General features: G+C 59.4%; 17 protein-coding genes. 8 read left to right on the top strand and 9 right to left on the bottom strand.

The window, feature by feature from the left end:
• Positions 1 to 117 precede the first annotated feature (117 nt).
• Positions 118 to 2,187 (bottom strand): AsmA family protein, encoded by a 2,070-nt coding sequence (locus ACA062_RS02645; RefSeq protein ID WP_497455101.1) that lies wholly within the window; start codon positions 2,185 to 2,187, stop codon positions 118 to 120.
• Between the two features lie 387 nt (positions 2,188 to 2,574).
• Here ACA062_RS02645 and ACA062_RS02640 point away from each other — a divergent pair, with 387 nt between their 5' ends.
• The 7 genes from ACA062_RS02640 to ACA062_RS02610 all read left to right on the top strand — a co-directional run bounded on the left by ACA062_RS02640 (position 2,575) and on the right by ACA062_RS02610 (position 7,791).
• Complete coding sequence (locus ACA062_RS02640; protein WP_497455100.1) at positions 2,575 to 3,045, top strand: hypothetical protein; 471 nt, start codon at positions 2,575 to 2,577, stop codon at positions 3,043 to 3,045.
• A 173-nt stretch (positions 3,046 to 3,218) separates the two neighbouring features.
• Positions 3,219 to 3,851 (top strand): TetR family transcriptional regulator, encoded by a 633-nt coding sequence (locus tag ACA062_RS02635; protein ID WP_497441996.1) that lies wholly within the window; start codon positions 3,219 to 3,221, stop codon positions 3,849 to 3,851.
• Positions 3,852 to 4,058: 207 nt separating this feature from the next.
• Positions 4,059 to 4,559 carry an urease accessory protein UreE gene (gene ureE, locus ACA062_RS02630; protein WP_497455099.1) on the top strand — a complete coding sequence of 167 codons (501 nt, stop codon included), beginning with the start codon at positions 4,059 to 4,061 and terminating at the stop codon, positions 4,557 to 4,559.
• Entirely contained in the window at positions 4,556 to 5,230 is a 675-nt protein-coding gene (locus ACA062_RS02625; RefSeq protein ID WP_497455098.1) for an urease accessory protein UreF, read from the top strand. The genes ureE and ACA062_RS02625 overlap by 4 nt, the downstream gene beginning before the upstream one ends.
• Positions 5,231 to 5,253: 23 nt before the next feature.
• A complete protein-coding gene (gene ureG / locus ACA062_RS02620; RefSeq protein ID WP_008157381.1) occupies positions 5,254 to 5,868 on the top strand; it encodes an urease accessory protein UreG in 615 nt (204 codons plus the stop codon).
• A 35-nt stretch (positions 5,869 to 5,903) separates the two neighbouring features.
• Positions 5,904 to 6,476 (top strand): HupE/UreJ family protein, encoded by a 573-nt coding sequence (locus ACA062_RS02615; RefSeq protein ID WP_497455097.1) that lies wholly within the window; start codon positions 5,904 to 5,906, stop codon positions 6,474 to 6,476.
• Between the two features lie 187 nt (positions 6,477 to 6,663).
• A complete protein-coding gene (locus tag ACA062_RS02610; RefSeq protein WP_497455096.1) occupies positions 6,664 to 7,791 on the top strand; it encodes an AGE family epimerase/isomerase in 1,128 nt (375 codons plus the stop codon).
• Positions 7,792 to 7,910: 119 nt separating this feature from the next.
• Here the strand turns inward: ACA062_RS02610 and ACA062_RS02605 are convergent, their stop codons facing one another.
• From ACA062_RS02605 to amaB, 8 genes are all read right to left on the bottom strand, one after another.
• A complete protein-coding gene (locus tag ACA062_RS02605; protein WP_497455095.1) occupies positions 7,911 to 8,681 on the bottom strand; it encodes an SDR family oxidoreductase in 771 nt (256 codons plus the stop codon).
• A gap of 927 nt (positions 8,682 to 9,608) precedes the next feature.
• Positions 9,609 to 10,325: an ABC transporter ATP-binding protein gene (locus ACA062_RS02600; RefSeq protein WP_497455094.1), complete on the bottom strand. Its 717-nt coding sequence runs from the start codon at positions 10,323 to 10,325 to the stop codon at positions 9,609 to 9,611.
• A complete protein-coding gene (locus ACA062_RS02595) occupies positions 10,322 to 11,194 on the bottom strand; it encodes an ABC transporter ATP-binding protein (RefSeq protein WP_497455093.1) in 873 nt (290 codons plus the stop codon). The genes ACA062_RS02600 and ACA062_RS02595 overlap by 4 nt, the downstream gene beginning before the upstream one ends.
• Positions 11,187 to 12,494 carry a high-affinity branched-chain amino acid ABC transporter permease LivM gene (gene livM, locus ACA062_RS02590; protein WP_497455092.1) on the bottom strand — a complete coding sequence of 436 codons (1,308 nt, stop codon included), beginning with the start codon at positions 12,492 to 12,494 and terminating at the stop codon, positions 11,187 to 11,189. The genes ACA062_RS02595 and livM overlap by 8 nt, the downstream gene beginning before the upstream one ends.
• A gap of 3 nt (positions 12,495 to 12,497) precedes the next feature.
• Positions 12,498 to 13,412, bottom strand: coding sequence for an ABC transporter permease subunit (locus ACA062_RS02585; RefSeq protein WP_497455091.1), 915 nt, complete (start codon positions 13,410 to 13,412; stop codon positions 12,498 to 12,500).
• Between the two features lie 262 nt (positions 13,413 to 13,674).
• Entirely contained in the window at positions 13,675 to 14,808 is a 1,134-nt protein-coding gene (locus ACA062_RS02580) for a branched-chain amino acid ABC transporter substrate-binding protein (RefSeq protein WP_497455090.1), read from the bottom strand.
• 363 nt (positions 14,809 to 15,171) lie between these two features.
• Positions 15,172 to 16,455 carry an L-pipecolate oxidase gene (amaA, locus tag ACA062_RS02575; protein WP_497455089.1) on the bottom strand — a complete coding sequence of 428 codons (1,284 nt, stop codon included), beginning with the start codon at positions 16,453 to 16,455 and terminating at the stop codon, positions 15,172 to 15,174.
• Positions 16,456 to 16,614: 159 nt separating this feature from the next.
• Positions 16,615 to 18,105, bottom strand: coding sequence for an L-piperidine-6-carboxylate dehydrogenase (gene amaB / locus ACA062_RS02570; protein WP_497455088.1), 1,491 nt, complete (start codon positions 18,103 to 18,105; stop codon positions 16,615 to 16,617).
• A 174-nt stretch (positions 18,106 to 18,279) separates the two neighbouring features.
• On the opposite strand from amaB, the gene ACA062_RS02565 reads away from it, so the two are divergent.
• Positions 18,280 to 19,188: a LysR family transcriptional regulator gene (locus ACA062_RS02565; protein ID WP_497455087.1), complete on the top strand. Its 909-nt coding sequence runs from the start codon at positions 18,280 to 18,282 to the stop codon at positions 19,186 to 19,188.
• Positions 19,189 to 19,234: the final 46 nt, after the last annotated feature.

Here is a 19,234-nt window from a genome sequence, read left to right as displayed (position 1 = left end):
TAGAACCCTGCGCCCGAGGCACTTCAGAACATCTGCTGATTGGCGACCTTGGAAATGCCTCCTGCAACGATCTATAGCGAGCGATCACGCCTGCTACAGATCATTGCTTGAGCCTTTTTATCCTTTTACCGTTTTCGGCGCCTTGCCCGCCTTCATCTGCTCCAGCAACGGTGCACACTGGTTAGGCTCGCCCCCACTCGGTGCTATTAACGCCAGCAGTCCTGCCGCTGGCGCGGCAATGACACCCAGCGCAACCATCCCGGCACCACGCAGTAACAGCGGTACGGCTTTCACGCCAGCATCCGGCTTGATGAACTTGCCCCGCACGTACAGTGGCGAACGCAACGAGATCAAACGCCAACCCTTGGATTCCGGAGAAATGGTCAGGTCCAGTTGCTCAGTCGCCATGTTTGCAGTGCCATCGATGTAGATGATGGCATTCTCGGTATCGAAGACGAACAGTCGCGTGGTCGCCAGACCGGTCTTGATGTCAAAGTCGGCCGCCGCGCAATTGATCTTCACCTCCTTGTCGCCGAAGATCTTGCCGACCACATAGTTGCCGACGTTCAGCCCGGCCAGCTCCATCAACTCGCGACTGATGGCGCCGTCGTTGATCAGCAGCTTCAGGTTGCCATTGGCGCTGCCCAGCAATTTGGCCACCGAGTTGCCACGCCCAGTGATGTCGGCGTCGCCATTGAGCTCACCGAAACTGGTTTTCATCGGTTCGAACGTCGGGAACAATTGCTTGAGCTTGAAGCCGCGCGCAGTGAGCTGAGCCCGGCCTTCCAACGGCTCGGTGTGACCGTTCAGGCGAATCTGCGCATCCAGCTTGCCACCGGCCACACCAAAGCGCAGCGGTTCCAGGCTGAGCACGCCGTCGGTCAGCACCACATGGGTATAAAGGTCGTTGAACGGCAGTTTTTCGCTGTGGACGATGCGTTTGCCGGTGAATTCGACGTCGGCATCCATATCGCGCCAGCGCTCGGTCTTGAACGCTTCGACCGGCAATACTTTGTCCGCCGGTTGCTTGCTTTCGCCGCCACGGGCTTTTTGCTTGGCGTTCGAGTCGGCGCCGATCAATGGCGCCAGGTCGGCAAACAGCAATTGATTGGACACCAGCGAGCCGCTGAGTTTCGGCCGTGGCTGGCTGGCGACATAGGCCAGGCTGCCATGGATGTCGCTCGCGCCGATCTTGCCGTTGAACGCTTCGTAGCGGAACACGGCGCCACCGGGCTCATGCAGCTTGGCGATCAAATGACCGTCGGTGGCATAGGGTGGCGTATCCGGCAGGGTCACGCCGGTCAACGGGTAGAGATTGCCGAGGCTGGTACCGGCCAGTTTCAGCTGTAAGTCCAACGCACCGAGGTTCAGCGGATCGGTCAGGGTGCCAGCCAGCTCGACACGGGTGTCGGCGATCTTGACCTGGGCCTGGAGCGGAAACGGCCTGGCCGCATCCTGCAAGGCCAGCAGGCCGCCAATCTTGCCTTCGCCTGCCAGTCTCTGATTGTGGTATTGGCCTTTGACCTTCAGGGCGAACGCGTAATCCTGGGGGGTGGCGCCCTGCTCCTGCGCGGTTTTCGCCGCCTTGTCGCCGACGATATCGCTAAATGGAATCGGTTTGCCCAGCGGGTCGATGATCAGGTCAAGTTGTGTCTTGAGGCTCTGGTCGTCGAGGGTGACGTGGCCCTTGTCAAAGCCGATCGCGCCAATGTCTACCACCCAGTTCGAAGGCTCGGCATCCCGATCCTTGGGATCGAACTTGAATGCCCAGTTGGCGCGGCCATCAGCCAGACGCTGCAGCTCGGCATTGGGTTCGGTGAGGTCGATGCGCGGGATCACCACGCGTTGGGCCAGCAAGGCCAAAGGTGAAATACGCAGTTCGACGCGTTTGAGGGTGACCATCTGCGGCTGCTTCGACCAGTCCGGGTTGCCCAGGCTCAGGTCCTCGGCCACTACATGCGGCCACGGTACCCAGGCCCGCCAGCCACCTTCGTCGGGGTCGCGCTGCCAGATGACCGCCAGGTTGCCATTGATGGCGAACGGACGGTGCAGCTCTTCAGACACTTTGGCATTGAGTGGCGGTTTGATCCGGTTCCAATCGAAGAACGCGATGACCAGAACCAGTACGGCCAGCAGAACAACCAGGCTGGCGACCGTCCAGAGTAGAATTTTACGAGTGCGCGTCATTGCACAGAGCTCCTGATACGACTGAGCGCCCTGACTGCGACGCACGTATGAAACGTTAGGCCAGAAGCGGCCTGCCCTGAAATCTACGACTGAAAAAACGGTCGCAGGTTTAATAGAAAGATTGATCCGCACACAAATAGCCGCTCGATCGCGGGCTTACCCTCCACTCCAGCGTTACCGCACACGCACGTTTGTGTGGCGAATGTGAGTCGAAAATACCCACATCCGTGCAAAACGGTCCTTCGGAAACACCCGTTCTAGAGCCTTCTTAGCGAACAATCAATTCCGTTGATTATTACCATTGCGTTTATGAACTTTTATATCGACTTATCGAGAGTAACATTGCCCTCGTACCCACTTTATCGCCCTCCTACGGAGCATCCAATCATGAAACGCCAATTACTGCTTAGCCTTACTCTCTCAATGCTGGCCAGCACTGCTTTTGCCCTGCCGGCTGCTGACCAGGCCACTCCGCAAGTCAAATCCAGCCACTCTGTGTTCAGTCAAACCATTGCCGAAGGTGGCAATGATCGCCTGAAAGAAAAAGGCCTGATCACTCAGGATGGCTCGGACCGTACTCCACAAGGTCAGACCCTGGCTGCCGACGGCTCCGATCGCACCCCACAAGGTCAAACCCTGGCGGCTGACGGTTCCGATCGCACCCCACAAGGTCAGACCCTGGCGGCTGACGGCTCCGATCGCACCCCACAAGGTCAAACCCTGGCGGCTGACGGCTCCGATCGCACCCCACAAGGTCAAACCCTGGCGGCTGACGGCTCCGATCGCACCCCACAAGGTCAAACCCTGGCTGAAGGTGGTGGTGACCGCGTCATCGAACGCAACAGCGCCTTGAGCTAAGCCCATGGCGGCCTTGAAAAAAAGCCCAATCCACGGATTGGGCTTTTGACTTTATGGCATTTCTCTTTATACACGCCGTACTTCCCCGCAAGATCCCCCGATAGACGTTCGACGCCGGCAAAGCCTATTTGCTAGAGTGCGCCGCTGTCCCTCTCCAGAAAAACACCCTTGCGATGCTGCCCCGCGCCGAACAGAAACAACAGACCCGCAACGCCCTGATGGACGCTGCCCGCCACTTGATGGAGTGCGGCCGAGGATTCGGCAGCCTGAGCCTGCGCGAAGTGGCGAGGACCGCCGGCATCGTTCCTACCGGCTTCTACCGGCATTTCGCCGACATGGATGAACTGGGCCTGGTGCTGGTCAGCGAAGTCGGTCAGACCTTCCGCGAAACCATCCGCCTGGTGCGCCACAACGAGTTCGTCATGGGCGGCATCATCGACGCCTCTGTACGAATCTTTCTCGACGTGGTGTCGGCCAATCGTTCGCAATTCCTGTTTCTGGCCCGCGAGCAATACGGTGGCTCGCTGCCGGTGCGCCTGGCCATCGGTCGTTTGCGCGAAGACATCAGCTCGGACCTGGCCGCTGATCTGTCGCTGATGCCGAAACTGCAACACCTCGATATCGCTGCGCTCAGCGTGATGGCCGATCTGATCGTCAAGAGCGTGTTTGCGACCTTGCCAGATATCATTGATCCGCCGGCGCAGGCGCTGCCCGAACACCTGACACCGCAGGCGAAGATTACCCAGCAGCTGCGGTTCATCTTTATCGGATTGAAGCATTGGCAGGGGCTCGGAAGTACCGAGTAGCTACGTCCGAGTAGCTCCGACCGTATGTGGACGAGTTTTGTGTGCGGCGCAAATTGGTGCACCGCACTCGTCCTCGCACCAAATTAACTCAGTTTTCTGTTTCACAGCCAAATGTCCTACAGGCTTCAACGCCTATTTCCTACACATCGCTTCATTGGCAAGCCCCTTGCTCTAGCCTGACTATTGTTCATTGCTGGAAGCCTTCCGATGCTGGTGATTCATCGCAGAATCGACCCTCAACCCGTCTGGGCCGCCGAGTTGCACCTGACCTTCGAAGCCCGGAGCAAAAGCCGTCTGCGCTGTTTCAGTGCCGAGGGTGAAGATGTCGGATTGTTTCTGGAGCGCGGTCAACCGCCGTTGTATGACGGCGAATGTCTGCAAGCCGAAGACGGGCGCATCGTTCGCGTCCGCGCCCGAGCCGAGCAATTGCTGCACGTCACCTGCGCCAATGCCTTCGAACTGACCCGCGCCGCCTATCACCTGGGAAACCGCCACGTGGCCCTGCAAGTCGGGGATGGCTGGCTGCGTCTGCTCGATGACTATGTGCTCAAGGCCATGCTCGAACAACTCGGGGCCAGGGTCGAGAACAGCGAAGCGCCGTTTCAGCCGGAACACGGTGCCTATGGCGGGGGCCATCACCACTCACGCCATGGCGACGAAGCGTTCAACTACCCACCGAAACTGCACCAGTTCGGCGTGCGTCCATGAATCCGGCCTGGGCGCTGCTGCGTCTGGCCAGTCCGCAATTGCCGATTGGTGGCTACAGCTATTCCCAAGGCCTGGAAATGGCTGTGGATAACGGCCGTGTCAATGATCCCGACAGTGCGCGACGCTGGATCAGCGATCAACTGCTGCTGAACCTGGCACGCTTTGAAGCGCCGCTACTGCTCGCCCATTGCACGGCCGCGGCCGAGGAAAACTGGGCCGAACTGCTACAGCGCTGTGAGGAGCATCGCACGAGCCGGGAAACCCGCGAGCTGCACCAGGAAAGCCGGCAAATGGGTTATTCCCTGCAGCAACTGCTCAATGGCTTGCCGGAACTGGATACCTCGGCCCGCGCCTTCCTTGAACAACACCCAGAACCGCACTTGGCGCTCGGTTGGGCGCTGGCCGCTCGCGCCTGGCACATCAGTGCGCAAGACGCGCTGGCGGCATGGCTCTGGAGCTGGCTGGAAAACCAACTGGCCGTGTTGATGAAAACCCTGCCCCTGGGCCAGCAAGCCGCGCAACGCCTGACCAGCGAACTGCTGCCACTGCTGCAACAGGCCCAGCAAAACGCCACCCGAATCAACCCCGAACACTTTGGCAGCGCCGCTTTCGGACTGTCGCTGGCGTGCATGGCCCATGAGCGCCAGTACAGCCGTCTGTTCCGTTCCTAGGGCCTTTTAATTTGGAGAATCACATGAACACACAACCTCTGCGTGTCGGCATCGGCGGCCCGGTCGGTTCCGGCAAAACCGCGCTGACCCTGGCCCTGTGCCTGGCCCTGCGCGACCGCTACAACCTGGCGGTGGTGACCAACGACATCTACACCCGCGAAGACGCCGATTTTCTGGTGCGCAATGAGGCCCTGGCGCCGGAGCGGATCATCGGTGTGGAAACCGGCGGCTGCCCCCATACGGCGATCCGCGAAGACGCTTCGATCAACCTGGAGGCCGTGGATCAATTGAACCGTCGCTTTCCGGGGCTGGACCTGATTCTGGTTGAGTCCGGGGGCGATAACCTCTCGGCGACGTTCAGCCCGGAACTGTCCGACCTGACCATTTACGTGATCGACGTGTCGGCTGGCGACAAGCTACCGCGCAAGGGCGGACCGGGGATTTGCAAATCAGATCTGCTGGTGATCAATAAAATCGATCTCGCGCCGCTGGTAGGCGCGTCGCTGGAACTGATGGATAGCGACACCAAACGCATGCGTAACGGCAAGCCGTTTGTGTTCAGTAACCAGAAAACCGGCTTGGGACTGGAGGAAATCATCGCCTTCATCGAACGCCAGGGCCTGCTGACCGCGGCCTGATCTCGCTCAACTGTTATCAACAAGGAAGCTTATCCATGACACTTAAACGCATTCTGGGCGCCATGGCCCTGCTGCTGACGCCGGCCGTCGCCTTCGCCCACCCGGGTCATGGCGATAACGGTTTGATCGCTGGCATCAGCCATCCGATCGGAGGCCTCGATCATTTGCTGGCGATGGTTGCAGTCGGACTGTGGGCTGCGCAGCAGAAAGGCGCCGCGCGGTGGGTTTTGCCCTGCACATTCGTCGCCACCATGCTGATCGGCGGACTGTTGGGCTTTGAAGGGCTGGAGCTGCCAGCGCTGGAAAGCGGGATTGCGGCATCGGTGTTGGCGCTGGGTCTGGCGGTAGCCTTGGCAGTGCGTCCGCCGTTGAGCCTGGCGGTGGGCGCGACCGCGGTGTTCGCGCTGTTCCATGGCGTGGCGCATGGGTTGGAGTTGCCGGACATGTCGAGTCCTTGGGCGTATGCGGCGGGGTTTGTAGTGGCGACGGCGGCCTTGCATGCGGCGGGTTATGTGATGGTTCGAGTGTTGCCTCAAGCAGCGGCACCGTTGGTTCGACTGGCGGGTGCGGGTTCGGCGGCGACGGGTGCCTGGTTGCTGGCGGGTTAATTCTCTAGCGCCTGAACCGGCCCCATCGTCGGAACGCCGCCCGGGGCAAGCCCGCTCCCACAGGAATTGTGTCGACGACGAATAACCTGTGGGAGCGGGCTTGCCCGCGAAAGCGGTCTGACAGACACCGCATCTCTCAGGCCTGCTAACATGTCGCGCAATCAACCTGCCGTGACGACGCCAGCCAATGCCACCTGTTCCCCGCTCCGCCTCCCAGCCTGAATTGACCGCACTGTTCGCCCTGGTGCAACAGCACTTTCTGGACGTGATCGTGCCGCTCTGGCAAGGACCCGGCTGGAACCCCGGTATGGCGCTGCCGTACGAAGCACTGGACGCCAGTCATCAACCGCTGCCTCCTCAACGCTATCGGGCAATGGCCTGCGCACGGCAGCTGTATCTGTTTTCAAGCCTGATCGGTCAGGTGCCGGCCGCCGAAGAGCGCGCCGCAGCGTTGTTCCACTCCTTGCAACAGCATTTTCACGACGCCGAGCACGGCGGCTGGTTCTATAGCATCGACCCGCAAGGAGCGCCGCTGGATCAGCGCAAAGACCTCTACACCCACGCATTCATCCTCTTCGCCTGCGCCCATTACTGGGACAAAGTTCGCGAACCGCAGGTGGAGTCGGTGCTCAACGCGGCACTGGAAGCGATTGCGCAGCATTTCGCCACGGGTGACGGCCTGTACGAAGCCAGCCTTGATCGTGACTGGTCATCGCTCAACACCGGACCGCTGCAGAATCCTCTGATGCACCTGGCCGAAGCCTTCCTCGCTACGCTGTCGGTGCGCGAAGACCACGCCGTGCAACACGCGCTCATTGATTTATGTACAGCCATGCACGAGCGTTTTATCGATCCGCACCACGATGTGTTGATGGAAAAACCGCTGGGGGCTGTGGCTAACTGGTTTGAACCGGGGCATCAGTTCGAGTGGTATTTCCTGCTGGAGTCTTCGCCGTTACTGCGCGGTTCGGCATTGCACACGTCACTGGAGCGCGCCTTCGCATTCACCGAGCAACTGGGCGTCGATCAACAGACCGGCGCAGTGCGGGCGATGCTCACTCTGGAGGGGCTTTCCAAGGATGCCACCCAACGCATCTGGGCTCAGGCTGAGTACTTGCGCGCCCTGACCCTGCGCCCGGGCAGCGAGAATGCGGTGCTACAGCAGTTACAGGCATTGCAGCAGCGCCATCTGCATGCAGAGGGCTGGTATGAGTGTCGGGATGAGCTGGGTGAAGTGAGTCGTCAGGATATGCCTTCGACCACGCCTTATCACCTGGTGACCTGTTATCGCGGGCTGGTCGACTATCTGCGCTGACTGACAGATCGCAATCGCGGGCAAGCCCGCTCCCACATGGTTTGTGTCGTTCGCGCAAAGGCGATTCAACACAAAACCTGTGGGAGCGTGGCTTGCCCGCGAAGGGCCGTTACCTGGTCTTACGCCTTGTCAGGATTACGCTCAATCGCAAACCCGCTCCAGGTCTGGCTCACCGGCATCAGCTCCAGGCTGTTGATGTTGATGTGCGCCGGGGCGTTGAGTACCCAGAAGATCGTATCGGCGATGTCTTGTGGCTGGATCGGATCGGCACCGGCGTAGGTCGCGTTGTAACGCTCCTGGTCACCGGCGAAACGCACCAGTGAAAACTCGCTCTCGCACATGCCCGGCTCGATGTTGCTGACGCGCACGCCGGTCCCTTGCAGGTCGCAGCGCAGATTCAGGGAGAACTGTTTGACGAACGCCTTGCTAGCGCCATACACATGGCTGCCCGGGTACGGATAGTTGCCGGCGACGGAACCGAGGTTGACGATGCTGGCACCGCGGCCATGGGCGATCAGGCGCGGCAACAGCAGGCGCGTGCTGTACATCAAGCCTTTGATGTTGGTGTCGACCATGGTGTCCCAATCGTCGAGGTCGCACTTGGGCGCCGGGTCCACCCCCAGGGCCAGGCCGGCGTTGTTGATCAACCCGCGCAGTTTGGCGAACGAAGGCGGCAGATTGGCAATCGCCTCTTCCATGGCCTTGCGATCACGCACGTCGAGCACCAGGCCATGGACCTCGGTCTGTTTCGACAGCTCGGCGCACAGGGCATTGAGGCGCTCTTCACGACGGCCTGTCAGCACCAGTTTCCAGCCGGCGTCGGCAAAACGACGGGCACAGGCCTCACCAAAACCGGAGGTCGCGCCGGTAATAAACAGGGTGTTAGACATCGTGTTCTCCTTGCTTCGGCTGACGGGCAGCCATTGGGATACAAAATCAGCTGGCAGCATGCCCCGCCCCGCTCTTACCGGCAACCATTCCACGATCGCGATTCTGTGCAAAAAACGATCAACACGACGAACGCCTTACCCGCTGTGGCTTACAGCCATGTGCGCGCACCTTATCCACAGCCCCATCCACACATTCCGGGGGCAAGTGGAAAAGCTGAAAGCCGCTGTGTACAAGGCTTGGCGAGCAGTTTGTAAATTTTTTTGCTTGACCCTGGATGTCCTGCCGTGCAGCCCCAAGGCATTTTGCACGATCCGGGGTAAAATCGACGATGGCGCCAAGCCAGTAACTACGGCCTCCAGCGGAGTCTTTCCAGAGTTTAACCACAGACTTATCCACAGGCTGCCTGTACACATTTCAACTTGTTTTTGCTGCCAACAAAAAGGTTGACAAAACCGGGTTACGGTCCGAAAAAAACGCCTGATCAAAAAACAACCACAACGCTACAGGCCACGTTTTCAAAGGCTTTCAGCCAGCTACTCCCACGTTATTCACAGCCAGCTCCACAGCAAACGGGGACAAGTCAAAACTGTGACAAAACAACTATTTGCAGCGGCTTTATGTCGCGCTTTGAGAGGTCGCGAATATTGTTTTCCACAATTTCGCTTTAGCTTGTGACTTCCTTGATTTTCTGTAGGAGCTGTCGAGTGAAACGAGGCTGCGATCTCTTGATTTTGCTTTTAAAAAAGGTAGATCAAAAGATCGCAGCCTCGTTTCACTCGACAGCTCCTACGCCTCCTACGCCTCCTACGCTCCCTACGCTCCTATGGGTTCTACCAGTTACAGCGGTGAACAGATTTACCAAGCCATCCAAAACGCATAAAAAAACGCCCTGAGTTCGTCAGGGCGTTGTTTGTTTACTCAACGGTCTAGTGCCCGCCGAGATAAGCGTTACGCACCTCCTCGTTGACCAGCAGCTCCTTGCCGGTGCCCGTGATGCGGATCTCGCCGTTGACCATCACATAGGCCCGGTCCGACAGCTTGAGGGCGTGGTTGGCGTTCTGCTCGACCAGGAAGATGGTCATGCCGGTCTTCGCCAGCTCCCGCAAGGTGGCGAAAATCTGCTTCACCACGATCGGCGCCAACCCCAGGCTCGGTTCATCGAGCAACAGCAATTTCGGCCGGCTCATCAGCGCCCGGGCGATGGCCAGCATTTGCTGCTCGCCACCCGACATCGTCATAGCCCGCTGGGTACGCCGCTCCTTGAGCCGTGGAAACAGCTCGAACATGCGCTGCATGTCTTCGGTGGCGTACTTGTCACCGATCGGGATGGTGCCCATCAGCAGGTTTTCCTCGACTGTCATGTCGGGGAATACCCGCCGACCTTCCGGCGACTGGGCAATGCCGTGGGAGGCGATGTAGTGGGACGACTTGTGGGTGATGTCCACCCCTTGATAGACGATCGCCCCGCTTGCCGCCCGTGGCTGCCCGAAGATCGACATCAGCAGGGTCGACTTGCCGGCGCCGTTGGAGCCGATCAGGCTGACGGTTTCTCCTTCGTTGATCTGCAGCGAGACTTTCTTCAGGGCCTGGATCGGCCCGTAAAACACGTCCAGTTCCTTGAGCTCGAGGATGGGTTGAGTCATACCACCTCCTCTTCGTCGGCGCCCAGGTAGGCGGCAATCACCTTGGGATCGTTGCGAATGGCTTCAGGCCCGCCCTCGGCGATGACGATGCCGTGGTCCAGCACCACGATGTGATCGGAAATGCTCATGACCATGCCCATATCGTGTTCGATCAGCACCACGGTCAGATCGTGCTCGTCACGCAGCAGCCGGATCATCGCGCTCAGCGCTTCGGTTTCCTGAGGGTTGAGGCCGGCGGCCGGTTCGTCGAGGCAGATGATCTGCGGCCGGGTGCACATGGCACGGGCGATTTCCAGGCGGCGTTGTTGCCCGTAGGACAGTTCGCCGGCCAGACGGTTGGCGCAGTCTACCAGGTCCACCACTTCCAGCCAGTAGAACGCGTGGTCCAGTGCATCGCTTTCGGCCTTGCGATAGCCTTTGGTGTTGAGGATACCGGCCAGCAGGTTGCGATTGACCCACATGTGCTGGGCAACCAGCAGGTTTTCCAGCACCGACATTTCCTTGAACAGGCGAATGTTCTGGAACGTGCGCGCCAAGCCCGCCCGGTTAACCAGGTGGGTACCGCCGAACATCTTGTAGCGGAGCCGATTGATAAAGTTTTTCGGTGAAACGAAATCGACGGCTTTGAACGATTCGCCCAACAGCTGGATCACGTTGGTGCGCTCGCCACGGGTATTGAGTTCGATCTTGCCGCCGGAGGCCTTGTAGAACCCGGTCAAGCAATTGAACACGGTGGTCTTGCCGGCGCCATTGGGGCCGATCAGGGCAAAGATCGAGTTGCGGTGCACCTTCAGGCTGACATCGCTCAACGCCTTGATGCCGCCGAAGTGCATCATCAGCTTCTCGACTTGGAGCACGACTTCACTCATGGCGCTGCCCTCTTTCATACGCTATGGCACCTTTACGCGGGGTCACACCGGTACGGCTGATCCGAATCAGGCCGCGCGGTCGCCAGATCATCATCAACACCATCAGGATGCCGAACAGCAATACGCGGTATTCGGCAAAGCCGCGCAACAGTTCCGGCGCCACGGTCAGCACGAATGCGGCGATGACCACGCCGATGGTCGAGCCCATGCCGCCGAGTACCACGATGGCGAGGATCAGTGCCGATTCGAAGAAGGTGAACGAGGTCGGGTTGACGAAGCCTTGATAAGTGGCGAAGAACACGCCAGCCAGGCCAGCCGTCGATGCGCCGATGGTGAACGCGGAAAGCTTGACCAATACGTGGTTCAGGCCCATGGATCGGCAGGCGATTTCGTCTTCGCGCAAGGCTTCCCAGGCGCGACCGACCGGCATGCGGGTCAAGCGATGCTTGACGTACAGCACAGCCAAAACAACCAGGAACAACACCGCATAAATGAAGTAGTACTTCACGTCCGGGTTATAGGCGATGCCGAAAAACTCATGGAACGGAACACCCCCCTCCTTCGCTCGTTTACCGAACTCAAGGCCGAAAAAGGTCGGCAACGGCGCCGCCATGCCGTTCGGGCCGCCGGTCAGGGACAGCCAGTTATTGAGGATCAAGCGGATGATTTCACCAAAGCCCAGGGTCACGATCGCCAGGTAGTCACCGTGCAGGCGCAGCACCGGGAAACCCAGGATGCAACCGGCCAGGCCGGCAATGATCGCCGCCAGTGGCAGCACCGTCCAGAAACCCAGCCCCAGGTATTGGTAACCGAGCGCCAGTCCATAGGCACCGATGGCGTAGAACGCCACGTACCCCAGGTCGAGCAGGCCGGCCAGGCCGACCACGATGTTCAGCCCCAGGCCCAGCAGCACGTAGATCAGCCCGAGGATGACCACGCCCAGCAGGTAGGAGTTGGAGAAAAACGGGAACACCACGGCGACGACAATCAACACCGGAATGATCCAGCGCAACCGGGACTTGTAGTCAGGCGGCAGTACATGCACCCCGGAGCCGGTGCTTTCGAAGCCTTCGAGAATGCTCAGGCCCTTGGGGGTTTGCAGGAACAGGCTCAGGGCGAAGCGGCCCGCCATGACGATGGCGACAATCCATGCCACCCGGGTCGTTTCCAGGTTGAAGCCGTAGCCGTCGAGGACCACGCCGACAATCGGGCCGAACACAATCAGGGCGACAAGGCCGGCAAGAATCGCGTCAACCAGGCTTCTTTTGAGATCAATGGTTTTTTTAGTGGTTGAAGACATCGTTTACACCTTCGACACAAGAGGACGGCCGAGCAGGCCTTGGGGCCGAAAGACCAGAACGAGAACGAGCAGCGAGAAGCTGAAGACGTCTTTGTAGTCCGAGTTGACCAAGCCGGAGAACAGCGACTCGGAGATCCCCAGGATGATCCCGCCGAGCATCGCCCCGGGCAGCGAGCCGATCCCGCCGAGCACCGCGGCAGTAAACGCCTTGATACCGATGATGAAGCCCGCGTAGAAGTCGAATGTGCCGTAGTTCATGGTGATCAGCACACCGGCCAGGGCCGCCATTGCGGCACCGATGATGAACACGTAGGAAATCACCCGGTCGGTGTTGATCCCCAGGATCGAGGCCATCTTGCGGTCTTGCTGGGTGGCGCGGCACATGCGGCCGAGCTTGGTGTACTTGATGACGTAGGTCAGCAGGGCCATCCCGACAAACGCTGCGATCAGGATGAAGATCTTGGTGTAGGTGAGCTGGACGAAGCCGGTCCCGACTTCAACTCGCCATGCACCGGTGAGCAGTGTCGGCACGCCTTGTTGGCGGGCACCCTGGGCGATCTGTGCATAGTTCTGCAGGATCAGGGAAATACCGATGGCGCTGATCAGCGGGGCCAGTCGGGTGGAGTTGCGCAGCGGTTTGTAGGCGACGCGCTCGATGACCCAGCCATACACCGCCGTGACGATGATGGTGAAGATCAGTGTGCCGAGCATCAGCAGGGGGAAGGATTCAATACCGAAGTATGCCAGCAGAGCCAGACTGATTGCCGCGAGGTAAGCGGAAATCATGTAAACCTCGCCGTGGGCGAAGTTGATCATGCCGATGATGCCATAGACCATTGTGTAGCCGATGGCGATCAGGCCATAGACCGACCCGAGGGTCAGGCCGTTGACCAGTTGCTGCAGGAAAATACCATCCATAACGCAATCTCACGCATTTGAGAGACTGCACAGAAGCCAGGTGCGACGGGCTGGGGTTCAGCCACCCGTACAACAGGGTTGTGTGCAGCTCTACGAGAAAAGACAGACGGGCTTTCTGGTTGATGCCAGTCAGCTGAGGTTGAACGCTATTTCTGTGGCGAGGGAGCTTGCTCCCGCTGGGTCGCAAAGCGTCCCTGTAAAGGACTGCTACGCAGTCCAGCGGGAGCAAGCTCCCTCGCCACAGGCCGATCAGCAGGTCATGTCACTTCTGTTTTTCCAGCTGGTGGTATTTGCCGTCCTTGTCCCACTGGTAAACCACGTAGTCGGAGACTTTCAGGTCGCCCTTGGCGTCCCAGGTCTTCTCGCCCATCACGGTTTTGACCGGGTTTTTCTTCAGCCACTCGGCGGCTTTCTCGCCACTGTTGGATTTGGCGCCATTGAAGGCTGCGGCCAGGGTCTGGACCGAAGCATAGGCGTACAGGGTGTAGCCTTCAGGCTCGGTGCCTTTCTTGCGGAACTCGTCCACTACGGTCTTGCTTTCTGGCAGCATGCGTGGGTCGGCACCGAAGGTCATCAGCACGCCGTCAACGAATTGCGGACCGCCAGCGGTGGTCACCAGTTCGTCGGTCACGATGCCGTCGTCGGACATGAACTTGACGTCTTTGAGACCTTGCTCACGCAGTTGACGCACCAGAGGACCGGCTTCCGGGTGCAGACCACCGAAGTAGACGACGTCGGCGCCAGCGCCGCGGATCTTGGTGACGATGGTGCTGAAATCTTTCTCGCCACGGGTCAGGCCTTCATACAACACCGGCTTCACGCCGCGTTTTTCCAGCTGGGCCTTGGTAGCGTCCGCCAGGCCTTGGCCGTAGGTATCCTTGTCGTGCAGGACCACGACTTTCTTGCCCTTGAGCACGTCGACAATGTAGTCGCCGGCCACGATACCTTGCTGGTCGTCACGCCCGCACATACGGAACATGGCACTCAGGCCGCGCTCGGTAACCGCCGGGTTGGTGGAGCCGGGAGTGATCGCAATGATGCCCGCTTCATCGTAGATCTCGGAAGCCGGGATGGTCGACGAAGAGCAGAAGTGACCGACCACGCCCGCAACTTTCTGGTTGGTCAGGTCCTTGGCGACTGTCACAGCCTGTTTCGGTTCGCAGGCGTCATCGCCCTTGACCAGGACGATTTTTTCCCCGTTGACGCCGCCCGCCGCGTTGACCGCATCGGCCGCCGCTTGTGCACCCTTCATGTACTGCTCGCCAAATGCCGCGTTGGCACCTGTCATTGGACCCGCCACACCAATTTTTACGTCAGCCTGGGCAAACGCAGAAACACCCAACGCAGCTGCCACTGCGAGGGCCAGAAAGCCTTTCTTGTAAAACGTCTGGGACATGAGGTGGTGCTCCATGGTTTTTTTAGTTGGCACTGCGACTTCTCTGAATGCTCAGAGCAAGGGCCGTGCCATCGGTTTTTTATTCTGAGAAAAGTCGCTACCTTATTGTTCTTTCGACTGTTTCGAGCCCATTTTCATTGGGCGTGCAACCGTCTAAACCGCGGAAGGTAAAACCATTTATTTTTAAAGGCGCAACCCGTATGCGCCATCATTGCAACCGCGGCACCAAACGACGTGCAACCAGCCTGTAACAACGTGCGTCACCGAAGTGCACACTGCTGGTGCGAGACTGCTACAAACCCGCACCACTACAGGCTAGTCGTTACGCGTAAAAGCGCCGCTTTCCGCAACATATTTCAACAATCAAATAACGATCCGCAGGCACTGGCCTGCGTGATACAGCGAAAAACCGGCTTCGTATAAACAGCTGCGCAATCCTGCCCCTACCAATGGCTGCATGGGGGCGAAGGGAATCGGCAAAGCTTGAGGATTTCCCTTACACAAATAATCGGCAAAGGCTTTGCCGACCACGGTGCCGGTCGTCACGCCCCGGCCGTTGTAACCGGTGACTGCCACTAATCCGGGTGCGGGTTCGAACAGACGCATTAGATGGTCAGGCGTGAACGCGATGCAACCGGTCCAGGTGCACTCCCACTCCACCGGTTTCAAGTAAGGGAAGTAGTGCTGCTGAACCCGGTCGGCCCAGGCCTTGAGGAACCAGGTCGGCTTCTTATTGCCGTTACCCAGACTGCCAAGCAGCAGGCGTCCGTCTTTATCCCGACGAATGCTGCTGAGTACCTGGCGGGTATCCCAGGAACCCTGGCCGCCGGGCAGGATTTGCTGCGCAGCCTCTTCGGTCAGCGGGACCGACGCCACCTGATAGTAATAACCGGGGAAGAAATTGCGCCGCAACTCCGTCCAATCGCCTTCGGTGTAAGCGTTGGAGGCGATGACCACTTGCTCGGCCAGTACCGAACCCTGAGCCGTTTGCACCGACCAGCGTTGGCCCTGACGTTCAAGTCGGGTCACCGGGGAATGATCGAACAGCTGACCGCCAAGGCTGATAGCCGCTTTGGCCAATCCTGTCGTATAAGCCATCGGGTTGATCGTGCCAGCACGTCGATCAAGCAGCGCGGCGGCAATCTTTTTCGTGCCCGTTGCTTGTTCGCACGCCTGCCCGGTCAGCAGCTCGACCGGCGCTCCGCGACGCTTCCATTGTTGCTCTCGACTGCGCAGATCCGCTTCGCCATTGGCGTTGTGCGCCATGTGCAACGTGCCTTCGCGGCGCAGTTGGCAATCGATGTTGTATTTGTCGACCAGGCTGAACACCAGGGACGGCGCCGCACCGAGCATACGATTGAGCTGACTGCCGACCGCTTCGCCAAACCCTTCTTCGATCTCGTCCGGTGGAATCCACATCCCGGCGTTGACCAGCCCGACATTGCGCCCGGAACCGCCATGACCGGCACGATGGGCTTCCAGCACGCAGACACTTTTACCTTGTTCCAGCAAATGCACCGCCGCCGACAGACCGGTGAAACCGGCGCCGATGACGCAGACATCCACTTTCACCTCGCCCTTGAGCGCCGAATTGTCCGGCCTTTGCGGCGTCAGTTTTTCCCACAGACACTCTTCGCGTAACGGCATTGCCAGACTCCAACAGAAACCTAACCAACACACAGTTCAAATGTGGGAGCGAGCTTGCTCGCGATTGCTATCTGTCAGTCGACATCGATGTCGGCTGACAGGCCCTCATCGCGAGCAAGCTCGCTCCCACAGGGTTCTTCATGGGTTCAAGAAGTGTGTTTAATCAAAAGTAATGCCCTGAGCCAACGGCAACTCCAGCGAATAGTTCACGGTGTTGGTCTGACGGCGCATGTACCCGCGCCATGCATCGGAGCCCGATTCACGACCACCGCCGGTTTCTTTTTCGCCTCCGAATGCGCCGCCGATTTCCGCGCCGCTCGGGCCGATATTGACGTTGGCGATGCCGCAGTCGCTGCCCACGGCCGACATGAACTGTTCGGCTTCACGCACGTCAGTGGTGAAGATGCACGATGACAGGCCCTGTGGCACGGCGTTGTTCAGGCGCAGTGCTTCGTCGAAATCGTTGTAACCGATCACGTACAGGATCGGTGCGAAGGTTTCGCTGCACACCACATCGCTCTGCTCCGGCATTTCAACGATCGCCGGCGAGACGTAGTAAGCGTTGGGGAATTGGTCTTCCAGTTGACGCTTGCCGCCGAATACCCGGCCACCTTCGCTCAACGCTTGTTCCAGTGCGTCCTGCATGTTTTCGAAACTGTGCTTGTCGATCAGTGGGCCGACCAGGTTGCCTTCCAGCGGATGGCCGATACGCACTTTGGAATATGCGGCTTTGAGGCGGGTGACGATTTCTTCCTTCACCGATTCATGGGCAATCAGGCGACGCAGCGTGGTGCAACGCTGGCCCGCAGTACCAACGGCGCTGAACAAAATCGCACGCACGGCCATGTCCAGGTCGGCGCTTGGGCCGAGGATCATCGCGTTATTGCCGCCCAGTTCGAGAATACTGCGGGCGAAGCGTGCAGCGATTTTCGGTGCCACTTCGCGACCCATGCGGGTGCTGCCGGTGGCGCTGACCAGCGCAACACGCGGGTCATCGACCAGGGCTTCACCGGCATCGCGGCCGCCGATGATGACTTGGCTCAGGTGCGGTGGCGCATCGCTGAAGTTTTTCAGTACACGGTCGAACAGCGCCTGGCAGGCCAGGGCGGTCAGCGGGGTTTTTTCCGACGGTTTCCAGATCACCGGGTTGCCGCAGACCAGCGCCAGCGTGGTATTCCAGGCCCAGACCGCCACCGGGAAATTGAACGCGCTGATCACGCCGACAACGCCCAGTGGGTGCCAGGTTTCACGCATATGGTGGCCAGGGCGCTCGGAGGCGATGGTCAAGCCGTACAGCTGACGGGAAAGACCCACGGCGAAGTCGCAGATGTCGATCATTTCCTGAACTTCACCCAGGCCTTCCTGGGTGATCTTGCCGGCTTCCCAGGACACCAGCTCGCCGAGGTCGGCCTTGTATTCGCGCAGGATATCGCCCAGCTGTCGCACCAGTTCGCCACGGCGCGGCGCCGGGACTTTGCGCCACAGTTCGAACGCATGATCTGCGCGACTGATGTGCTGTTCGACTTCGGCGGCGCCTTCCCAGTTCACGGCGGCGATCCGGCTGCCATCGATGGGCGAATGCACCGGCACTTTGCCGTTCTGATACAGGGCCGGGTTCACACCAAGACGATCAAGCAATGCGGCAACCATGGGTCACTCCTCAAGCAAAAAACAGAATGTGGGCAGCCGGAAAATCACGACTGATCAGACCTGTAGTTTTAGCGCCCCCGAGGTTACTCAACAAACGACCTTTAAGAGAGATATCATTCCGTTTATTCATGCTGTGCATTGCTGGCAATAAGAGACAAGAACAAAGGACCGCCCATGCTGAACAAACGCTATCTGCCGTCGATCACCGCCCTGCAGTGTTTCGAGGCTGTGACCCGGCATTTGAGTTTCACCCGGGCCGCCGAAGAGCTGAACCTGACCCAGAGTGCGGTGAGCAAACAAGTCGCACAACTCGAAGAGTTATTGCAGCACCTGCTGTTCCGTCGGGTGCGCCGACGTCTGCAAATGACCCCGGCCGGAGATTTGTACCTGGTAGAGGTGCGAAAAATTCTCACACAGGTCGAGATGTCGACCCATTACCTGCGTTCCTACGGTGGTGAAACCGAAGTCTTGCGCGTCTCCACGCCCCCGACCTTTGGCGCTCGTTGGCTGGTGCCACGTCTGAAAGGCTGGCGCCTGCGCCACCCATCGATCCACCTGGACCTGTGCAGCGAACAGGAAGCCGACGATCTGCTGCAAGGTCGTAGCGACCTGGCCTTCTATTTTGGCCAGGGTTCGCGCCCCGGCACCGAATGCCTGAAGCTGTTCAGCGAAGAGCTGGTGCCGGTTTGCGCACCGGGCAGCCTGCCGGATACGCCGTTCACCGATCCGACGCAACTCGCTGACCTGGTCCTGCTGCAAAACGCCTCTCGCCCTCAGGCGTGGCATGACTGGTTCGACAACCAGGGTTATCACACCGAGCACAGTTACCACGGCCCGCGGTTCGAAACCTTCTACATGTGCATCCGCGCCGCCCAGGTCGGCTGCGGCGTGGCGCTGTTGCCGAAGTTTCTGGTGGAAGAGGAATTGGCCGACGGCAAACTGGTCATACCCTGGCAGCATGCGATGCCCAGCACCGACGCCTACTACCTGGCGTACCCGGAGCATTCGGCGGAAGTGCCGAAAGTGCGGGATTTTGTGAAGTGGATGCTGGAGCAACTGGATAACCCCGCATCTAACGACTAACTCCCTGTAGGAGCTGTCGAGTGCAACGAGGCTGCGATCTTTTGAT

The organism is Pseudomonas sp. LBUM1679 (assembly GCF_059695565.1).
This window is presented reverse-complemented; position numbering and strand designations above follow the sequence as displayed.